At 64.5% G+C, this 19280-nt stretch carries 20 protein-coding genes and 1 pseudogene; 12 read left to right on the top strand and 9 right to left on the bottom strand.

Annotated elements, in window-relative coordinates:
* The first annotated feature begins 7 nt into the window (after positions 1-7).
* From PIN01S_RS05635 to PIN01S_RS05600, 8 genes are all read left to right on the top strand, one after another.
* On the top strand, positions 8-616 hold the full coding sequence (locus tag PIN01S_RS05635) for an RNA polymerase sigma factor (RefSeq protein ID WP_084334236.1): 609 nt from the start codon (positions 8-10) through the stop codon (positions 614-616).
* Positions 610-849, top strand: coding sequence for an anti-sigma factor family protein (locus PIN01S_RS05630; protein ID WP_084334234.1), 240 nt, complete (start codon positions 610-612; stop codon positions 847-849). Before PIN01S_RS05635 ends, PIN01S_RS05630 begins: the two co-directional genes overlap by 7 nt.
* Positions 850-1444: 595 nt before the next feature.
* Entirely contained in the window at positions 1445-1726 is a 282-nt protein-coding gene (locus PIN01S_RS05625; protein WP_084334232.1) for an HvfA family oxazolone/thioamide-modified RiPP metallophore, read from the top strand.
* A 13-nt stretch (positions 1727-1739) separates the two neighbouring features.
* A complete protein-coding gene (locus tag PIN01S_RS05620; RefSeq protein ID WP_084334230.1) occupies positions 1740-2582 on the top strand; it encodes an HvfB family MNIO-type RiPP peptide maturase in 843 nt (280 codons plus the stop codon).
* The gene (locus PIN01S_RS05615; protein WP_084334228.1) at positions 2579-3295 is read left to right on the top strand and encodes an HvfC family RiPP maturation protein; all 717 of its coding nucleotides are present in this window, start codon (positions 2579-2581) and stop codon (positions 3293-3295) included. The genes PIN01S_RS05620 and PIN01S_RS05615 overlap by 4 nt, the downstream gene beginning before the upstream one ends.
* Positions 3289-3888: an HvfX family Cu-binding RiPP maturation protein gene (locus PIN01S_RS05610; RefSeq protein WP_084334226.1), complete on the top strand. Its 600-nt coding sequence runs from the start codon at positions 3289-3291 to the stop codon at positions 3886-3888. Before PIN01S_RS05615 ends, PIN01S_RS05610 begins: the two co-directional genes overlap by 7 nt.
* Positions 3889-4086: 198 nt before the next feature.
* Positions 4087-5385, top strand: a complete 1299-nt coding sequence (locus PIN01S_RS05605) for an OprO/OprP family phosphate-selective porin (protein ID WP_084334224.1) — start codon at positions 4087-4089, stop codon at positions 5383-5385.
* An 86-nt stretch (positions 5386-5471) separates the two neighbouring features.
* A complete protein-coding gene (locus tag PIN01S_RS05600) occupies positions 5472-6596 on the top strand; it encodes a GNAT family N-acetyltransferase (protein ID WP_084334222.1) in 1125 nt (374 codons plus the stop codon).
* 152 nt (positions 6597-6748) lie between these two features.
* Here the strand turns inward: PIN01S_RS05600 and PIN01S_RS05595 are convergent.
* The 4 genes and pseudogenes from PIN01S_RS05595 to PIN01S_RS05580 all read right to left on the bottom strand — a co-directional run bounded on the left by PIN01S_RS05595 (position 6749) and on the right by PIN01S_RS05580 (position 10981).
* Positions 6749-8579 (bottom strand): annotated as a pseudogene (locus tag PIN01S_RS05595) (ABC transporter ATP-binding protein).
* A 104-nt stretch (positions 8580-8683) separates the two neighbouring features.
* On the bottom strand, positions 8684-9238 hold the full coding sequence (locus tag PIN01S_RS05590) for a peptidylprolyl isomerase (protein WP_084334220.1): 555 nt from the start codon (positions 9236-9238) through the stop codon (positions 8684-8686).
* Positions 9232-10047, bottom strand: a complete 816-nt coding sequence (locus PIN01S_RS05585; protein WP_084334218.1) for an alpha/beta fold hydrolase — start codon at positions 10045-10047, stop codon at positions 9232-9234. Before PIN01S_RS05585 ends, PIN01S_RS05590 begins: the two co-directional genes overlap by 7 nt.
* 7 nt (positions 10048-10054) lie before the next feature.
* Complete coding sequence (locus PIN01S_RS05580; protein ID WP_084334216.1) at positions 10055-10981, bottom strand: PA3225 family LysR-type transcriptional regulator; 927 nt, start codon at positions 10979-10981, stop codon at positions 10055-10057.
* A 48-nt stretch (positions 10982-11029) separates the two neighbouring features.
* On the opposite strand from PIN01S_RS05580, the gene PIN01S_RS05575 reads away from it, so the two are divergent.
* The 3 genes from PIN01S_RS05575 (at position 11030) to rarD (ending at position 13424) form a co-directional block, all read left to right on the top strand.
* Positions 11030-11347: a 3-phosphoglycerate kinase gene (locus PIN01S_RS05575; protein WP_084334215.1), complete on the top strand. Its 318-nt coding sequence runs from the start codon at positions 11030-11032 to the stop codon at positions 11345-11347.
* Positions 11348-11515: 168 nt separating this feature from the next.
* Entirely contained in the window at positions 11516-12115 is a 600-nt protein-coding gene (locus PIN01S_RS05570) for an FMN-dependent NADH-azoreductase (protein WP_084334213.1), read from the top strand.
* A 409-nt stretch (positions 12116-12524) separates the two neighbouring features.
* On the top strand, positions 12525-13424 hold the full coding sequence (gene rarD, locus PIN01S_RS05565; RefSeq protein WP_084334211.1) for an EamA family transporter RarD: 900 nt from the start codon (positions 12525-12527) through the stop codon (positions 13422-13424).
* A 116-nt stretch (positions 13425-13540) separates the two neighbouring features.
* Here rarD and PIN01S_RS05560 read toward each other — a convergent pair whose 3' ends face one another.
* The 5 genes from PIN01S_RS05560 to PIN01S_RS05540 form a co-directional block, all read right to left on the bottom strand.
* A complete protein-coding gene (locus PIN01S_RS05560; RefSeq protein ID WP_084334209.1) occupies positions 13541-14242 on the bottom strand; it encodes an ABC transporter ATP-binding protein in 702 nt (233 codons plus the stop codon).
* 3 nt (positions 14243-14245) lie between these two features.
* Entirely contained in the window at positions 14246-15013 is a 768-nt protein-coding gene (livG, locus tag PIN01S_RS05555; RefSeq protein ID WP_084334207.1) for a high-affinity branched-chain amino acid ABC transporter ATP-binding protein LivG, read from the bottom strand.
* Positions 15010-16266 (bottom strand): high-affinity branched-chain amino acid ABC transporter permease LivM, encoded by a 1257-nt coding sequence (locus PIN01S_RS05550; RefSeq protein ID WP_084334205.1) that lies wholly within the window; start codon positions 16264-16266, stop codon positions 15010-15012. Before PIN01S_RS05550 ends, livG begins: the two co-directional genes overlap by 4 nt.
* Positions 16263-17186: a high-affinity branched-chain amino acid ABC transporter permease LivH gene (gene livH, locus PIN01S_RS05545; RefSeq protein WP_084334203.1), complete on the bottom strand. Its 924-nt coding sequence runs from the start codon at positions 17184-17186 to the stop codon at positions 16263-16265. Before livH ends, PIN01S_RS05550 begins: the two co-directional genes overlap by 4 nt.
* Positions 17187-17436: 250 nt before the next feature.
* Positions 17437-18558, bottom strand: coding sequence for a branched-chain amino acid ABC transporter substrate-binding protein (locus tag PIN01S_RS05540; RefSeq protein ID WP_084334201.1), 1122 nt, complete (start codon positions 18556-18558; stop codon positions 17437-17439).
* A gap of 377 nt (positions 18559-18935) precedes the next feature.
* Between PIN01S_RS05540 and PIN01S_RS05535 the strand changes: the two genes are divergently transcribed.
* Complete coding sequence (locus tag PIN01S_RS05535; RefSeq protein ID WP_084334199.1) at positions 18936-19253, top strand: DUF2288 domain-containing protein; 318 nt, start codon at positions 18936-18938, stop codon at positions 19251-19253.
* Positions 19254-19280: the final 27 nt, after the last annotated feature.

Below are 19280 nucleotides of genomic sequence, written 5' to 3'. Positions count from 1 at the left end.
TCCATCCATGTCGCCCGCCGACGACGATCTGCTGCCACGTTTGCTGGCGGGCGAGGACCGGGCCTTTCGCGAACTGATCGGCGCCTACCAAGGCGCCATGCGCGCCGTGGCCTATGCCATCGTCGGCAGCCGGCACGCCGACGAAGTGGTGCAGGACGCCTGGCTCGCGGTGGTGCGCAGCCTGAATGGCTTCCAGGGCCGCGCCAGCCTGAAGACCTGGCTGCTGACCATCACCGCCAATACCGCCAAGAGCCGGCTCCGCCACGTTCGCCGCGAAGTGCTGCTGGACGACCTGCCTGCGCCCCACGGCACCGTTGGTGGCGAACGTTTCGCCAGCGATGGCCACTGGCTGACGCCGCCTTCCGCCTGGCACGAAGACTCCCCCGAAGCGCTGCTGAACGAGAGCGAATTGCGAGAGTGCCTGGAAAAGACCATCGCCAGCCTTTCCGAGCTGCAAGGGAGCGTGCTGGTGCTGCGTGAGCGGCAGGGACTGGAGCTGGAGGAGATCTGTAATCTTTTGGACATTTCGCTCTCCAATGTCCGTGTGTTGCTGCACCGTGCCCGCTTGAAAGTTTTCGCCACCCTGGAACATTTCGAGGAGACCGGCCAATGTTGAGTTGTAAGGAACTGGTCGCCCACTCGAGCGATTTCCTCGATGGCCAGTTGAGTTTCCGCGAGCGGCTGGCCGTGAGAACCCACCTCGCCATGTGCCGCCATTGCCGCCGCTTCATCCGCCAGATGCGCCTGAGCCAGGCCGTGCTGCGGCGCCTGCCGGATACGCCGATTCCCGAGCTGGATGCCTTGTCCGCCCGCCTAGCCAAGCAGCGGCGGGATGATCTCGTTTCGTAGTTCATGGCAGGCATTGGGGATTGGTTCGTGCGACTTTCTTCCCTATGTACGTGACAAACCCCTCTCCCCCAGCCCCTCTTTCCTGAAGGGTAGAGGGGAGTCATGCTGTCCGGCGCAGCGAAGTGATCCTGACGCTTTGTCATTGCCAAGACTTGCAGAAGAGGTTTGGCTAACTCGACGCCCCGTCAGGAGGCCGAGTGGAATCGTCGTGTAGGGGGACGAGCGGCATGGATGCCGCGAGAGGCGCGATTGGCCAGGGATGGCCCCTCGCGCCGGCCCCCGGAACGGCGATGGAGGGAGGGAAGTCGAGCGCAGCGAGACCTGGATGTCGAGGCAAGCCCTCTTGGTTACCTTCTGGGGCGACTGCCAGAAGTAACTCGCCGGGGGGCGAAACAAGAAGTGTCTGCTGAACTCAGTAATCGGTTGGGCTCAAGACGTTCTTACAACACCTAACGCAGCCAAAAGCCCACCCATCCATTCGCTCCTCTCTCTCCAATCACAGAAAAATTCCCTCCCCGCTGTAACGCCGCTTCACCTGCTCCGTCCATTGTGCCGAGAGAGCCATTCCGGCTCTGCCGATGAGAGGGAACACCGCATGAAACACCTGAACACTGTTGCCGCCACCCTGGGTGCCGCTCTGCTGACTTCGGTCACCTGGTCCGCCCAGGCCGCGCAGAACCCGTTCTCTGCCCAGGAGCTGTCCAGCGGCTACAGCCTGGCAGCCCATGAGAAAGGCCATGAGGGCGCCTGTGGGGAAGGCAAATGCGGCGGCGAGATGAAGTCGACCCAGGGCGATACCGAAACCACGAAGGGGGAGAAGACCGCCGCGGAGGGTAAGTGCGGCGAAGGCAAGTGCGGCGCCGAGAAGCAAGGCTGAGGAAGGGCGGGTCATGGACAGGTCGTTCGTCAGCGGCGCCGGGCTCGGCCTGCGTCGCGGCCTGCTCGCCGGGCTCGGGGAGAATGCGGTCGGGCAGGTCGATTTCCTCGAGATCGCGCCGGAGAACTGGATCGGCGTCGGCGGTCGCCTCGGCCGCCAGTTGCGCGTGCTGACCGAACGGCTGCCATTCCTCTGCCATGGCCTGTCGCTGAACCTGGGGGGCTTTGCCCCCTTGGACCGGGAGCTGTTGAAGGCGATCAAGGCCTTCCTCGATACGCACGGCATCCGCGCCTACAGCGAGCACCTGTCGGCCTGTGCCGACGAGGGCATGCTGTATGACCTGATGCCGCTGCCGTTCGACGAGGCGACGGTGCGTCGCGTCGCCGAACGGGTGCGGATCGTTCAGGACGTTCTGCAGCGTCCGCTGATCATCGAGAACGTCTCGGCCTACGCGCGGCTGCCCGGCGAGCTGGACGAACCCGGCTTCGTCCGCGCCGTGCTGGAGGCCGCCGATTGCCAACTGTTGCTGGACGTCAACAACGTCTACGTCAACAGCGTCAACTTCGACTTCGATCCGGCCGCCTACCTGGCCGCCATGCCGAGCGAGCGCATTGCCTATCTCCACGTGGCCGGGCACTACGACGAAGCGCCGGGGCTGAAGATCGATACCCACGGCGCGGCGGTGGCCGATCCGGTCTGGTCCCTGCTGGCGCAGACCTACGCGCTACATGGGGTGCGGCCGACCTTGCTGGAGCGGGACTTCAACTTCCCACCGCTGGGCGAGCTGTACGCTGAAGTGGAGGGTATCCGCCGCTTACAGGAGAGGGCGGAGGCGCAGCGGGGGTATGGCACATGACCGGCATCCAAGCGCAACGCAACTTCGCCGCGCGGATTCGCCAGCCCGGTGTTAATCCTCTGCCGGAGGGGGTTCCCGTCGAGCGGATGGCGATCTACGAGCAATTGTTCTTCAACACGATCGAGGGCTTCCTCTCCAGCGGCTTTCCCGTGTCGCGACGGCTGTTCGACGAGGCGCGCTGGCGCCGTCTGGTGGGGGATTTCCTCGCTGGGCATCGCTGCACCACGCCGTATTTTCCCGCAGTCGGCGAGGAGTTCCTCGGTTGGCTTTCCGACGGCCATTGCCCGCACGCCAATGATCCACCGTTCCTGCTCGAACTGGCCCATTACGAATGGGTGGAACTGGCGTTGGAGCTGTCGCCGGCCGAGTTGCCGAGCGTCGGCTGGTCACCGTTGGCCTGGCCGCTGGCCTACGTCTGGCCGGTGCAGCGCATCGGCCCGGACTACCGGCCGGAGGTGCCACCGGAACAGCCGACCTGCCTGCTGGCCTGGCGTGATGGCCAGGACCGCGTGCGCTTCATGCAACTCGGCCCGTTCGCCTATCGACTGGCCCTGCGGCTGCGCGGGGGCGAGACGCCCGAGGCCGCGCTGAAACACTTGGCGGAGGAGAGCGGGATCGCTCCCGACGCCGCCTTTTACCTACACGCCGACGAACTGTTGGAAGCCTGGCGCCGCCAGGACATCTTCATCGGCTCAGGGAGTTTGCCATGCTGACCTTTCTCAACCGTGCCCAGGATGCCCTGGACGCGACCCGCCGCCTGGATTTCCTCGGGCCGCTGCTGCTGCGCCTGTATCTGGTGCCGATTTTCTGGATGGCCGGCACCCACAAGCTGGCGGACATGGATGCCACCATCGCCTGGTTCGGCAACCCGGACTGGGGTCTCGGCCTGCCGTTCCCTACGCTGCTGGCCTGGCTGGCCGCCTTGACCGAAACGGGTGGCGCCGTGCTGCTGCTGTTCGGCCTGGCGGTGCGCTGGATCAGCGTGCCGCTGATGGTGACCATGCTGGTGGCGATGTTCAGCGTGCACTGGGAATTCGGCTGGCAGGCCATCGCCGATCCCTCGGCACCCTTCGCCAACGAGCGGGTGATGGCGGCGGCGGAGAAATTGGACAGGGCCCGGGCGATCCTCAAGGAGCATGGCAACTACGACTGGCTGACCGCGAGCGGCCGCTTCGTGGTGCTCAATAACGGCATCGAATTCGCCGCCACCTATTTCATCATGCTGCTGAGCCTGTTCTTCACGGGCGCAGGGCGCTGGGCCAGCCTGGATCACTGGCTGGCCGCGCGATTTCGCCAAGCGGATTGAACCCAATGCCAGCCTCCCCCCAAGCGGAGGCTGGCCTTTCGCCTTATAGACGACTGGACTAAAAAAGTTCCGTTGTCATCAAATCTTTATCTAGGAGCAACTGAGCTGAAATAACCCCTCGCCAAGATTCCCCACCAACACCCACGACCTCGTCGCCTGTGTGTTTCCAACGCAAAAGACCATAAGGGGAATTCTTCGATGATCCGTAAGCACTTCGCCGGTTTCGCCGCCAGCGCCCTGGCCCTGGCCGTTTCCGCCCAGGCTTTCGCCGGCACTGTCACCACCGACGGCGCCGACATCGTTATCAAGACCAAAGGCGGCCTGGAAGTCGCAACCACCGACAAGCAGTTCGGTTTCAAGATCGGCGGCCGTCTGCAGGCGGACTACAGCACCTTCGACGAGTTCTACACCGTCAACGGTGAGCGCGCCGATGCCGCCTACTTCCGTCGCGCCTTCCTGGAAATCTCCGGCGTTGCCTTCACTGACTGGGCCTACGTCATCAACTACGATTTCTCCCACAACGCCGGCAGCTCGGAAGACGGCTACTTCGACGAGGCGTCCATCGCCTACAACGGCTTCAAGCCGCTGTCCATCAAGGTCGGCCGTTTCGACCCGGAGTTCGGTCTGGAGAAGGCCACCAGCTCCAAGTGGGTGACCGCCCAGGAGCGTAACGCCGCCTACGATCTGGTCGATTGGACCAACTCCCACCAGAACGGCATGGGCATCCAGGCCCTGGGTACCGCGGGCGATTCGCTGTACGGTTCGGTCAGCCTGAGCGCCAAGGACCAGAACGACGTCGACGGCGAAAGCGTCAAGCAGTTCAACGTGCGCGGCGTGTTCGCCCCGATGCACGAAGCCGGCAACGTCCTGCACCTCGGCGTCAACTACGCCCAGCGCGATCTCTCCGATACCGCCTTTGACGGCCGTATCCGTAGCCGCCTGGGCATGCGTGGCGTGAGCACCTCCGGCGGCAACGACGCCGGCACCAACGGCAACCGCCTGCTGCTCGGCGGCGCCAACAACCTGCCGGCCGGCTCCTACGACGACGACAGCGCCTGGGGCCTGGAAGCCGCCTGGGCCATGGGCCCGTTCTCGATCCAGGGCGAATACATCAAGCGTGACCTGGAGGCCGACGACGACGCCTTCGAAGACATCAAGGCCAAGGGTTACTACGCCCAGGTCGCCTACACCCTGACTGGCGAGGCTCGCGGCTACAAGCTCGGCAAGTTCGACGCCATCAAGCCGGAGAACAAGCAGACCGGCGCCTGGGAAGTGTTCTACCGCTACGACAACATCAGCGTTGAAGACGACACCGTGGGCATCGATGGCTCCAAGGACGTCGAAGGCAAGGTGCACAACCTCGGTGTGAACTGGTACGTCAACGAAGCGGTCAAGCTCAGCGGCGCCTACGTCAAGGCCAAGGTGGACAACCAGGAAAATGCCAACGGCGACGACAGCGGCGATGGCTTTGTAGTTCGCGCCCAGTACGTTTTCTAAGCACTCAGAAGAACGTTGCTCCTCCTTTCCAGCCCCGCGCCTCTGCGGGGCTTTTTTTCGTCTGCGGCACAGGCCAGACTGCGCCCATGCCGATCATGACCCTGCACCGACTTGCCGACCTGGAGCCTGCCGCCTGGGACGCGCTACTGCCTGATGACCAGCCTTTCCTGCGCCACGCTTTCCTGTCCGCCCTCGAAGACAGCGGTAGCGTCGGTGGCCGTAGCGGCTGGCGCTCTGCGCACCGGCTGCTTACCGACGCCGCCGGATGTCCGCTGGCGGCCTTGCCGCTGTATGTGAAAAGCCATTCCTACGGCGAATACGTGTTCGACTGGGGCTGGGCCGATGCCTGCCAGCGCGCCGGCATTCCGTATTACCCCAAGTTGCTCTGTGCGGTGCCGTTCAGCCCGGTGGCCGGTGCGCGCCTGCTCGGCCGTGGCGAGGCTGCCGCCGAGCTGCTCGACGAGCTGTGTGCGGGGCTGGAAGAGCAGGGGCTGTCCGGCCTGCATGTGAACTTCACCGACGCGACGGCGGATGACCTGCTACGCGGTCGCGACGGCTGGCTGGAGCGGCTGGGCTGCCAGTTCCACTGGAAGAACCGTGGCTACCGCGACTTCCAGGACTTCCTCGACGCCCTGGCCTCGCGCAAGCGTAAGCAACTGCGCAAGGAGCGTGAGCAGGTGGCGGGGCAGGGCATCGCCTTCGATTGGCGCGAAGGGCATACGCTGAGCGAAGCCGAATGGGACTTCGTCTACGCCTGCTACGCCAACACCTACCACGTGCGCGGCCAGGCGCCGTACCTGACTCGGAGTTTCTTCAGCCTGTTGGCTGAGCGCATGCCGGAAGCGATCCGTGTGGTGCTGGCGCTGCAACATGCGCGACCGGTGGCCATGGCCTTCAGCCTGCTCGGCGGCGACAGTCTGTACGGCCGCTACTGGGGTTGCCTGGCCGAGTTCGACCGGCTGCATTTCGAGACTTGTTTCTACCAAGGGCTGGAATATGCCATCGGCCAGGGGCTACAGCGCTTCGACGCTGGCGCACAGGGCGAGCACAAGCTGATCCGCGGGTTCGAGCCGATGATCACCCGCTCCTGGCATTACCTGGTCCATCCCGGGCTGCGTGCGGCCGTGGCGGACTTCCTCGAGGAGGAACGGCTGGGCATCCGCCAGTACGCGGAACAGGCCTGTGAGCTGCTGCCTTATCGGCAGGGGTAGGCGGATAAACGGCGGGCGAATAAATTCGCCCCTACAGCAGCCCACCCGTAGGGGCGAATTTATTCGCCCAGCGGAGTCGAGACTAGGAGCCAGCTCTGCTGGCGAGTTTGTTGTGCGGCCCCCATGGTGAGCAGAGCTCGCTCCTACAAGGCTCAATCCACCCCGACGAACCCACCGGTCTGGTGCTGCCACAGCCGTGCATACAGACCGCCGCGTGCCACCAGTTCGGCATGGCTGCCGGTTTCGACGATCCGGCCCTGGTCCAGCACCACTAGGCGGTCCATACGGGCGATGGTGGAGAGGCGGTGGGCGATGGCGATCACCGTCTTGCCTTGCATCAGCGCCTCCAGGCTTTCCTGGATGGCCGCTTCCACCTCCGAATCGAGCGCCGAGGTGGCTTCGTCGAGGATCAGGATCGGCGCATCCTTGAGCAACACGCGGGCAATGGCGATGCGCTGGCGCTGGCCGCCGGACAGCTTCACGCCACGCTCGCCGACATGCGCATCGAAACCATGGCGGCCCTGGGCATCGGCCAGTTGCGGAATGAAGCTGTCGGCGCGGGCCTTGCGCACCGACTCCCGGAGTTCCGCATCGCTCGCGCCCGGCTTGCCGTAGAGCAGGTTGTCGCGGATCGAGCGGTGCAGCAGGGAGGTGTCCTGGGTGACCATGCCGATCTGTTCGCGCAGGCTTTCCTGGGCCACGCCGGCGATGTCCTGGCCGTCGATGAGGATGCGTCCGCCCTCCAGGTCGTAAAGGCGCAGCAGCAGGTTGACCAGGGTCGATTTGCCGGCGCCGGATGGCCCGACCAGGCCGATCTTCTCGCCCGGCGCGACATGCAGGTCGAGGCCGGCGATCACGCCGCTGCCCTTGCCGTAATGGAAATGGATGTTTTCGAAGCGCACCTCGCCGCGTTCGACGCGCAGCGCCGGCGCCTGTTCGCGGTCGGTCACCAGACGCGGCTGGGCGATGGTCTGCATGCCATCCTGGACCTGGCCGATGTTCTCGAAGATGCCGCTGATCACCCACATGATCCAGCCGGACATGTTGTTGATGCGGATCACCAGGCCGGTGGCCAGGGCGATGGCGCCGACGCTGAGGGTGCCTTGGGTCCAGAGCCAGAGGGCGAGGCCGGTGGTACCGGCGATCAGTACCCCGTTCATCAGCGTGATGGTGACGTCCATGCCGGTGACCATGCGGGTGCTCAGGCGCATCTTGTCCGCGTGCTCTTCGATGGCATCACGTGCGTAGCCTTCCTCGAAGCGAGTGTGGGCGAACAGCTTGAGCGTGGTGATATTGGTGTAGCCGTCGACGATCCGCCCCATCAGCTTGGAGCGGGCATCCGAGGCCACCGTCGAGCGCTGCTTCACCCGCGGGACGAACCAGGCGAGGGCGGCGACGTAGCCGACAATCCACAAGGCCAGCGGCACCACGAGCCGCCAATCCGCTTCGGCGAACAGCACCAGGGCGCTGATCGCATAGATCAGCACGTGCCAGAGAGCGTCCACCGCTTGCACGGCGGAGTCGCGCAGGGCGTTGCCGGTCTGCATGATGCGCTGGGCGATGCGGCCGGCGAAGTCGTTCTGGAAGAAGCCGAGGCTCTGCTTGAGCACGTAGCGGTGGTTCTGCCAGCGGATCAGGTTGGCCAGGCTCGGGTTGATGCTCTGGTGTACCAGCAGGTCGTGCAGCGCATTGAACAGTGGGCGCAGTACCAAGGCCACCAGCGCCATGCCGAGCAGGGCATGGCCATGGCGCTCGAAGAACTGTTCGCTTGGCGTGCTTTGTGCCCAGTCGACGATCTGGCCGAGGAAGCTGAACAGCGCCACCTCGATCAGGGCGACGATCAGCCCGACCACCAGCAGTACGGCGAAGGTCGGCCAGACCTGGCGGAGGTAGTGCAGGTAGAACGCGGTCACCCGGCTGGGCGGAGCCCTCGGGGCCGGGCTGGAAGATATCGATGAGGTGTTCGAAACGGCGGAAGAACATGAATGCTGTCGCCCGGAAAGGCGCTCCTGTCTGGGTGTTCCGCCCCTTCCGGCACGGGCGCGATCGAGCGCGCCCGGCCTATTGCCCGCTTGTGCGGGCCGTTCTCAGAGGCGTTTGGCGGAGAGAATCACGACCGGCTGGCGCGGGACGTTCTGGAACATGCCGCGGTTACCGGTAGGTACCTGGGCGATCTGGTCGACCACGTCCATGCCGCGCACCACCTTGCCGAACACGGCGTAGCCGAAGTCGCGCGAGCCGTGGTCGAGGAAGGCGTTGTCCTGGTGGTTGATGAAGAACTGGCTGGTGGCGGAATTCACCGCCTGGGTACGCGCCATGGCCAGGGTGCCGCGCACGTTGTGCAGGCCGTTGTCGGCCTCGTTCTTGATCGGCGCCTGGGTGTCCTTCTGCTGCATCTCGGCATCGAAGCCGCCGCCCTGGATCATGAAGCCGGGAATCACGCGGTGGAAAATGGTGCCGTTGTAGAAGCCGCTGTCCACGTAGGCGAGGAAGTTCTTCACGCTGACCGGCGCCTTCTCGGCCTCGAGTTCGATTTCGATCTCGCCGGCGCTGGTGGTCAGCAGCACATGCGGGTTTTCCGCGGCCAGCAGGTTGGCGGCGAACAGCAGGGTGCAGGCGGCGAGGACAAGTTTCTTCAGCATTTCTCAGGGTCCTTGGAGTGTTGTCGTTCGACCTCGTCGAGGAAGTCGAGCAGGGTGGCGTTGAAACGTTCCGGCTGGTCCAGCGGGGTACCGTGGCGGGAATCCTCGATCACGACCAGGCGTGCGTCGGGCAATTCCCGGACGTAGCTTTCCTTGACCGATACCGGGGTGTAGTCGCGGTCGGCAGTGACAACCAGCGTAGGACAGGCAATGGCGGCGAGTCGTTCCCGCACGCCCCAGCCGATGAGGGCGTCGAGGCTGGCGAGGTAGGCGCGCTTGTCGTTGAGCATCCAGCGCTGCTCGACCTTCTCGCGCAGTTCGGCCTGTTCCGGCTTGGGGAAGAGCAGGCGGCCAAGCCCTTTGCCGATGGTCTCCATGCTGAACAGCCGGGAGAACAGCCAGCGCTTGGCCAGGTTCACGAAATCGCTCGGGCTACGCGGCTTCAGTTCCGGGCCGCTGTTGACGATGGTCAGGCTTTTCAGCAGTTCGGGGCGGTCGACGCCCAGCTGGAAGCCGATCATCCCGCCCATGGAGATGCCGACCAGGTGCACCGGGCCGAGTCCCAGGTGTTCGATCAGTGCCGCCACGTCGGCGGCGAATCCGGCCACGCTGTAGCGTTCGCGCGGCTTGCCGGAGCGGCCGTGGCCGCGCATGTCCATGGCCAGGACCCGGTAATGGCCGACCAGGGCGGGGAGCTGGTATTCCCAGTCGCGCGTGCTGGAGCCGAGGCCGTGTACCAGCACCAGCGGGGCGCCCTGGCCGTGGTCTTCGTAGTAGAGCTGGCAGCCTTGATGCTCGAAGTAGGACATGGGTTCCTCAGACCGGGGATTGCGGCGCGCCGAAGGGGGCGTCCAGGGGAGCGGCATCGAAGGTCCTGATCAGCTCGACGAGGATCTGGGTGGCCGGCCCCAGGGGTTTGTCCTGGTTCGAATAGAGCATGAACAAGGGGTTGCGCGTGCCGCCCTGTTCCAGCGGCAGGGGCTTGAGCAGGCCGTCCCTCAACTCACGCTCGATCAGGTGGCGCGGCAGCCAGGCGAAGCCCAGGCCGCTGCTGACGAAGGTGGCCGAGGTGGCCAGGCTGCCCACCGTCCAGCGCTGTTCGGCGCCGAGCCAGCCGGCGTCGCGTGGTTGCAGGCGGCCGGAGTCGCGAGTGACCACCTGCATCTGGGTTTCCAGGTCCTGGAAATTGATGGTGCGGCCGAGGCGGTGCAACGGATGGTCGGGATGGGCGACGGCGATGAATTCTACGGGACTCAGCTCGCTGCCCAGGTGGCCGGTGATGTTCAGGGCGGTGATGGCGAGGTCGGCGGTGCCTTCGCGCAGTACCTCTTCGACACCGGATAGCACTTCCTCGCGCAGGCGCACCCGGCAACCGCGGCTTTGCGGCATGAACGCACTCAGGGCCCGGACGAGGCGCGCGGTGGGGTAGGCGGCATCCACCACCAGGCGGACCTCGGCTTCCCAGCCCTGTTCCATCTGGTGCGCCAGGTCTTCCAGTTGGCTGGCCTGTTTCACCAGTTGCCGCGAGCGCCGCAGCAGCACCTCGCCGGCTTCGGTGAGCACCGCCTTGCGCCCGTCGATGCGTAGCAGCGGTACACCGAGTTGTTCCTGCATGCGCGCTACCGTGTAGCTGACCGACGACTGCGAGCGGTGCAGGGCCTCGGCGGCCTGGGCGAAGCCGCCGTGGTCGACGACGGCCTGCAGCGTCCGCCACTGATCCAGGGTCACGCGGGGCGCTTTCATCCCGGACTCCTCTTGTCTAAGCTGGCGGTCCCTCGTTGGAGACCGACCATGAAAAGAATCTGCTGTGCGCTGATCGCCCTGCTGCCGTTGGCGGTTTTCGCGGCCTACCCGATCGAAGTGGAAAAGCAGCTCAACGGCGCGGAGGTGTCCTATACCACCCAGGACATCGACCACGACTTGGGGGCCATCACGCTTTCCAACCTGGGGCAGAGTACGGCACGCTGTACCGCCGTTTTCCGCAACGGTCCGGAAACGCCGCGCACCCGCAAGGCGGTGCTCAAGCCGGGACAGACGCTCAACCTCACCGCCAAGTTCACCCGCAGCATCATCAAGCTGCGTATCCAGCTGACCTGCGGCCTCGAGTGAGTGTTCGCCCCGGCGACCTGTGTTTGCACTCGACCAAGGCTAGTGAGTCGTTTTCGATAAATCAACTTGATCGATAGGTTCTAGCGGTTTTTTTCGCTTTTTTATCGATCTGCATCACCCTAATCTCGCCTCCATCGACGAACGACAACCCCGATGAGGTGATCCCAAATGTCCCGTGTCCTGGTAATCGAAAGCAGCGCCCGCCAACAAGGTTCCGTCTCCCGCCAGCTCACCGAGCAGTTCATCGCTCGCTGGAAGCAGGCTCATCCGAGCGATGACGTCATGGTCCGCGACCTTGCCGCGCAGCCCGTTCCGCATTTGGATGCCGACCTGCTGGGTGGCTGGATGAAGCCAGCCGACCAGCAGAGCGAAGCCGAGCAGGCTGCCCTGGCCCGTTCCAACCTGCTGACCGAGGAATTGCTGGCGGCGGATGTGCTGGTGCTGGCAGCGCCCATGTACAACTTCGGCATTCCAAGCACCCTGAAGTCCTGGCTCGACCATGTGCTGCGCGCCGGCGTGACCTTCAAGTACACCGAGACCGGCCCGCAGGGCCTGCTCAGCGGCAAGCGCGCTTTCGTCCTGACCGCCCGCGGCGGCATCTATGCCGGCGGCAACCTGGACCAGCAAGAGCCTTACCTGCGCCAGGCGCTGGGTTTCGTCGGCATCCATGACGTCACCTTCATCCATGCCGAAGGCCTGAACATGGGCGCCGAGTTCATGGAGAAGGGCCTGGCCCAGGCCCAGGCGCAACTGGCCCAGGTGGCCTGACCGACCGTTTCACCCGCTCCCCCTGCGCCCATGCTCCTGGGCGCGACCATGGCCAGCCGGCGCTCCGGCTGGCCTTTTTTGTGGCTGTTCCATGCACGACTTCGGTGCACGCAATGCCGTCCCGGCACTTCTGAAAGCTCGCGAACGGCTAAGAACCTGTTTACGATCTACTGCGCGTCGGCCCTGCTGCGTTAAAAACAGACCGGGCCGCGCAGGTTGGATCGCCAGCCCGGTCGGACTGCTCATTTACAGCTCGTAAAGTCGAATGCGACCCCAGTCGCGTCCTCGCCTACGCGGCCCGGTCTGTTTTTGTGGGGCCGCCGAGGCCTTGCATGGCTCTAGCTCGCGAGATCGTAAACAGGTTCTAAGGTCGCTGCCGTGGCGAACGGATTGGCTGTGGGGAGTGGGGATGAACGTGTCCATGCAGGGCGTGCTGTTGTCGCTGGTCGCATCGTTGCTGTTCGCCCTGATGCCGAGCTATTTCCGTGCGCTGGCGCCGCTGGATGGCGTGCAGGTATTCGCCCAGCGCGTGTTCTGGTCGGTTCCGGCGGTGCTGTTGCTGGTGCTGCTGATGCGCCAGTGGCACACGCTGGCCAGCGCCTTCTTGCGTTTGCGTCGGGAGCCCCTGCTGCTCGCGGCATTGCCGTTGGCGTCGCTGCTGATCGGCGTGCAGTGGGGGCTGTTCGTCTGGGCGCCGTTGTCCGGGCATCTGCTGGACGTCACGCTCGGTTATTTCCTGCTGCCACTGACCATGGTGCTGGTCGGCCGTCTGTTCTATGGCGAGCGTCTGCGCCCGTTGCAGTGGCTTGCGGTGGTCTGCGCGCTGCTCGGGGTGCTCCACGAGTTCTGGCTGACCGGCGCCTTCTCCTGGGTGACCCTGGCGGTCGCCGTCGGCTATCCGCCTTACTACATGCTGCGTCGCTGGATGCGCCTGGAAGCGCTCAACGGTTTCCTGCTGGAAGTGTTGCTGATGGTGCCGCTGGCCGTCTGGCTGGTCCGGGATTCCGGCGTTCTCACGCTGTTCGCCGAGGCACCGCGTTTCTACTGGATGCTGCCGGGGTTGGGCCTGTTCAGCGCGCTGGCGTTCGGCACGCTGATGGCGGCCAGTCGACGCCTGCCGCTGGGGTTGTTCGGGATTCTCAGCTATGTCGAGCCGGCGCTGTTGTTCGCGGTTTCGGTCGGCCTGCTGGGTGAGCCCTTCGAGTCTACGCAGCTCTGGACCTACGTGCCGATCTGGCTGGCGCTCGGGCTAATCGTCTGGGATGGGCTGCATCTGCTGCGCAAGCAGCAGCGGCGTGTGTCCGGGTGAAGAGGGCGAAGATCGTTCCCACGCTCCGCATGGGTATGCCGTCTGTGACGCTCTGCGTCGCTCACGCCGCACCATGAAAAACGGCCCCGAAGGGCCGTTTTCACATTGCGCAGCGTTCAGCCGCCCAGGTAGGCGTCGCGCACCTTGGGATCGTTGAGCAGGGCTTCGCCGCTGCCCTGCATGACGATCCGGCCGTTCTCCAGCACGTAGCCACGGTCGGCCAGCTTCAGCGCCTGGTTGGCGTTCTGCTCGACCAGGAAAACGGTCACGCCATCCTCCCGCAGTTGTTCGATGATGTCGAAGATCTGTTGGATGATGATCGGCGCCAGACCCAGGGACGGTTCGTCGAGCAGCAGCAGGCGCGGCTTGCTCATCAGCGCACGGCCGATGGCGAGCATCTGCTGTTCGCCGCCGGACATGGTGCCGCCGCGCTGGTTGTAGCGCTCCTTCAGGCGCGGGAACAGGTGCAGGACCTTGTCCAGTTGGACCTGGTAATCCTCCTTGCTGGTGAAGAAGCCGCCCATGGCCAGGTTCTCTTCCACCGTCAGACGGGCGAAGATACGCCGGCCTTCCGGGACCACGGCGATGTCCTTGCGCATGATCTCGGACGACTCCAGGCCGACCAGTTCCTCGCCCTCGAAGCGGATGCTGCCGCTGGCCGCCCGCGGCGAGCCGCAGAGGGTCATCAGCAGGGTCGACTTGCCGGCACCGTTGGCGCCGATGAGGGTGACGATCTCGCCTTTCTGGATTTCCACGCTGACGTCGTGCAGCGCCTGGATCTTGCCATAGAAGGTAGAAACCTTGTCGAAATACAGCATGGATTACGCCTCCCCCAGATAGGCTTTGATCACGTCCGGGTTGCCGCGGATTTCGTCCGGCGTGCCGTCGGCCAGGGGGCAGCCCTGGTTGATCACCACGATGTGGTCGGAAATGCTCATGACCAGCTTCATGTCGTGCTCGATCAGCAGCACGGTGACGTTGTGGTCGTCACGCAGCATGGCGATCAGTGCCTTGAGGTCCTCGGTTTCGCGCGGGTTGAGACCGGCGGCCGGCTCGTCGAGCATGAGGATGCGCGGGCGCGTCATCATGCAGCGGGCGATCTCCAGACGGCGCTGCTGGCCATAGGCGAGGGTGCCGGCGGGGCGGTTGGCGCACTCCATCAGGTTGACCCGCTCCAGCCAGTGGTGGGCGAACTCCATGGCTTCGCGCTCGCTGCGACGGAAGCCCGGGGTCTTCAGCAGGCCGGCGAAGAAGTTGGTGTTCAGGTGGCGGTGCTGGGCGACCAGCAGGTTCTCCACCGCGGTCATTTCCTTGAACAGGCGGACGTTCTGGAAGGTCCGCACCACACCCTTGTGGGCGATCTTGTGGCCGGGCAGGCCCTGGATTTCCTCACCATCGAGGACGATCCGGCCGGCGGTCGGCTGGTAGAACCCGGTCAGGCAGTTGAACACGGTGGTCTTGCCGGCGCCGTTCGGGCCGATCATGGAGACCACCTGCTTTTCGTTGACGGTCAGCCCCACATTGTTCACGGCCAGCAGGCCGCCGAAGCGCATGGTGAGGCCGCTCACTTCGAGAATCGGTCGGCTCATTGGCGCAGCTCCAGGTGGGGGCGCTGCATGGGCAGGAGGCCCTGCGGACGCCAGATCATCATCAGCACCATCAGGGCGCCGAACATCAGCATGCGGTACTCGTTGAATTCACGGGCGAGTTCCGGCAGCAGGATCATCACGATGGCTGCGAGTATGACGCCGAGCTGCGAGCCCATCCCGCCCAGCACCACGATGGCGAGGATGATCGCCGACTCGATGAAGGTGAAGGACTCGGGCGTGACCAGCCCCTGGCGCGCAGCGAAGAAGCTGCCGGCGAAACCGGCGAAGCAGGCACCGAGGGTGAAGGCGGAGAGCTTGATCGCCGTCGGGTTCAGGCCGAGGGCGCGGCAGGCGATCTCGTCTTCGCGCAGGGCTTCCCAGGCGCGGCCGATGGGCATGCGCAGCAGGCGGTTGATCACGAACAGGGTGATCAGCACCAGCAGCAGTGCCACCAGGTAGAGGAAGATGACCTTGTGCGTCGAGTTGTAGGCGATGCCGAAGAACTCATGGAAAGTCTGGAAGCCTTCTTCCGCGCGGCGGTTGAAATCGAGGCCGAACAGGGTCGGCTTGTCGATGTTGCTGATGCCGTTGGGGCCGCCGGTCAGCTCGGTCATGTTGCGCAGCAGGATACGGATGATCTCGCCGAAGCCGAGGGTGACGATCGCCAGGTAGTCGCCGCGCAGGCGCAGCACCGGGAAGCCGAGGATGAAGCCGAAGAAGGCTGCCATCAGGCCGGCGATCGGCAGGCAGGTCCAGAAGCCGAACCCATAGTAATGGGAGAGCAGGGCATAGCTGTAGGCGCCGACGGCATAGAAGCCGACGTAACCCAGGTCGAGCAGGCCGGCGAGACCGACGACGATGTTCAGGCCGAGGCCGAGCATCACGTAGATCAGGATCAGCGTGGCGATATCCACCGCGCCGCGCGAGCCGAAGAACGGCCAGGCCAGAGCGAGCAGCACCAGGGCGAGGACGGCCCAGCGTTGCGTCGATTGCAGGGTCAGGAAGTTCTTCACGTTGCCGGGCATCGCCGGGGCTTTCGGCGCGCTCGCCCAGGCTGCGCCGATGCGTTCGCGGAACAGTTGCCAGAAGAACATCAGCACGGCGGCGCTGGCGATGGTCCACAGCGTGGCCGGGCTGGCACCCTGCACCTGCAGGCCGATGCCGACGGTGGTCAGCTTGAGGCCGAGCACCGGGTAGGAAACGGCCAGCACCAGCAGGGCGCTGAAGAAGGCGGTCTTGAGGTTGCGAGTCATACCTTTTCCACCTCCGGGCGGCCGAGGATGCCGGTGGGGCGGAATAGCAGCACGAGGACCAGCAGACTGAAGGCCACCACGTCCTTGTACTGATCGCCGAAGACGTCGGCGCCGAAGGCCTCGGCCACGCCGAGCACCAGGCCGCCGAGCATGGCGCCGGGGATGCTGCCGATGCCGCCGAGCACCGCGGCGGTGAAGGCCTTGATCCCGGCGAGGAAGCCGATGTGCGGGTTGATCACGCCATACTGCATGCCCAACAACACCGCCGCCACGGCGGCCAGGGCGGCACCGATGACGAAGGTCAGGGCGATGATGTTGTTGGTGTTGATGCCGAGCAGGTTGGCCATCTTCAGGTCTTCGGCGCAGGCCCGGCAGGCCCGGCCGAGACGCGAGCGCGAGATGAACAGGGTCAGGGCGTACATCACCAGGAAGGTCACGACGAAGATGAGGATCTGCATGTAGGAGATCACCACGCCGTTCATGGTGCTTTCACCGATCACCAGGTTGCCCGGGATCAGGTTGGGGATCGCCTTGTCCTTGGAGTCCTGGGTCAGCAGGATTTCGTTCTGCAGGAAGATCGACATGCCGATCGCGGAGATCAGCGGGATCAAGCGGTTGCTGCCGCGCAGAGGACGGTAGGCGACGCGCTCGATGCTGTAGCCGTACGCACTGGCGACGATGATGCTGGCCGCGAAGGCGGCGATCATCAGCAGGGGCAGGTTGTCGAGACCGAGCAGGGTGAGCCCGGCGATGGCGATGAAGGCTACGTACGAGCCGATCATGTAAACCTCGCCGTGGGCGAAGTTGATCATGCCGATGATGCCGTAGACCATGGTGTAGCCGATGGCGATCAGGGCATAGGTGCTGCCGACGGTCAGACCGTTCACCAGCTGCTGCAGGTAGTGATAGAGCTCAGGCATTTACCTCACTCCTCGGATATCACGTAAAGCGGCGCTTGTGGCGCGGCGGATACCCGGAATGCTTGGAGGCGCTTACAAAGAACCGTGGCCGGGACGAAGGTGGAGCAGGGCGAAAGGCGCCATGGGTAAATGACGCGCAGCGTACCCGTTCCGTTGCCGAAGCGTCTGTTCCGCGGTCTTGCGAGAACCTCATCGGATAAACAAAACCCACTGCACGGAGCAGTGGGCTTTGGGTTTTCACGCGGGACGCTTACTTGGCTTCGGTCTTGGTGCCGTCCTGGTGCCATTCGTAGACGACGAAGCTGAAGTCCTTCAGGTCGCCCTTCTCGTCGAAGGCCAGGGTGCCGGTCGGGGTCTCGAAGGAGTTGGAGCGCAGCGCCTCGGCCACCTTGTCGGTGTCGGTGCTGCCGGCCTTCTGGATGCTGTCGGCGATGACCTGGACGGCGGCGTAGGCCGGGAACACGAACGGACCGCTCGGGTCTTCGTTCTTGGCCTTGAAGGCCTCGACCAGTGCCTGGTTCTTCGGATCCTGGTCGAAGGACTTCGGCAGGGTCACCAGCAGGCCTTCGGAGGCCGGGCCGGCGATGGCGGAAATTTCCTTGTTGCCGACGCCTTCCGGACCCATGAAGCGGACGTCCAGGCCTTTTTCCTTGGACTGGCGCAGGAGCAGGCCCAGTTCCGGGTGGTAGCCGCCGTAGTAGACGAAGTCGACACCGGCTTTCTTCAGCTTGGCGATCAGGGCGGAGAAGTCTTTATCGCCGGCGTTGATGCCTTCGAACAGGGCGACCTTGATGCCGGCGGCCTCGACGGTCTGCTTGACCGCGGTGGCGATGCCTTCGCCGTACTGCTGTTTGTCATGGATGACCGCGACGGTCTTCGGCTTGATGTGCTCGGCGATGAACTTGCCGGCGGTCGGGCCCTGCAGGCTGTCCAGGCCGATGGTGCGGAAGATCAGCTTGTAGCCGCGGGAGGTGATGTCCGGGCTGGTGGACGCCGGGGTGATCATCAGGATGCCTTCGTCCTCGTAGATGTCGGACGCCGGCTGGGTGGAGCTGGAGCAGAGGTGGCCAATCACGAACTTCACTTCGTCATTGACGATCTTGTTGGCTACGGCCACGGCCTGTTTCGGATCGCAGGCATCGTCGTAGACCACGCCTTCGAGCTGGGCCCCATTCACCCCCCCAGCCTTGTTGATCTGTTCGATGGCCATTTTCGCGCCGATGAACTGCATCTCGCCGTACTGGGCGACGGCACCGGTAACCGGGCCGGCCATGGCGATCTTGATGGTGTCGGCGGCCATGGAGTAGCTGGTGGCACCCGCCAGTGCCATCGCTGCGAACAGTCTGGAAAGCTGCTTAGTAGCCTTATTCATAGTGCTCCACTCTTTGTTTTGTTTTAGTTCTCGCGGCCAAAGCTGCAGAACCGGGAAGGAAGCGCCCCGGTCATACCCCCGGCAACTGTACCGGAACAGTGTAGAGTGCGGCTTTATCGCTTGAAAAGCCGACACTTGAGGGATGACGAGACATGTGTCGCTTAAATACAACAAATGTATAGAAAAACGGCGTCGCTATTTGAGGCGTGCTCCTTGCGTCGAACCAGGTTTGTCGGTGACCCGGAGGTCATGGCTGCTCCTTTTTGGGGCGGCAGTGCCAACGAGCATAGCTGGCCCTGCGCCAATTGCCGCCCGGTGCTTGCCGGGCGGGGCGTCGACGTTATCATGACGCCCTTTTTTCGCTGGGGAACCAAGCCATGACGGAACACGCAAGCACCCTCTATGCCAAGCTGCTCGGCGAGACCGCGCCCATCACCTGGCAGGAATTGCAGCCTTTTTTCGCCCGCGGCGCGCTGCTCTGGGTGGAGGGGCATCTCGATCTGGTGGAAGTTGCGCTGGCCGTGGCCGAGGATGATCAGGCCAAGGTTGCCGGCTGGCTGGGCGCCGGACAGTTGGCCAAGGTGGAGGAGACGCGGGCCCAGGACCTGTTGGCGCGCGATCCGAGCCTGTGGGCGGTAGTGGTGGCACCCTGGGTGTTGGTCCAGGAGCGCGCCGAAAGCCCCTCCCTGCACTGACCCAGGGCAATTCACCGTAGCGGTGGC

Origin of the sequence: Pseudomonas indica NBRC 103045 (assembly GCF_002091635.1) — a bacterium.
GTDB lineage: Bacteria > Pseudomonadota > Gammaproteobacteria > Pseudomonadales > Pseudomonadaceae > Pseudomonas_M > Pseudomonas_M indica.
Note: the sequence above shows the minus strand (reverse complement) of the source record. Positions and strands in the feature narration are given on the sequence as shown.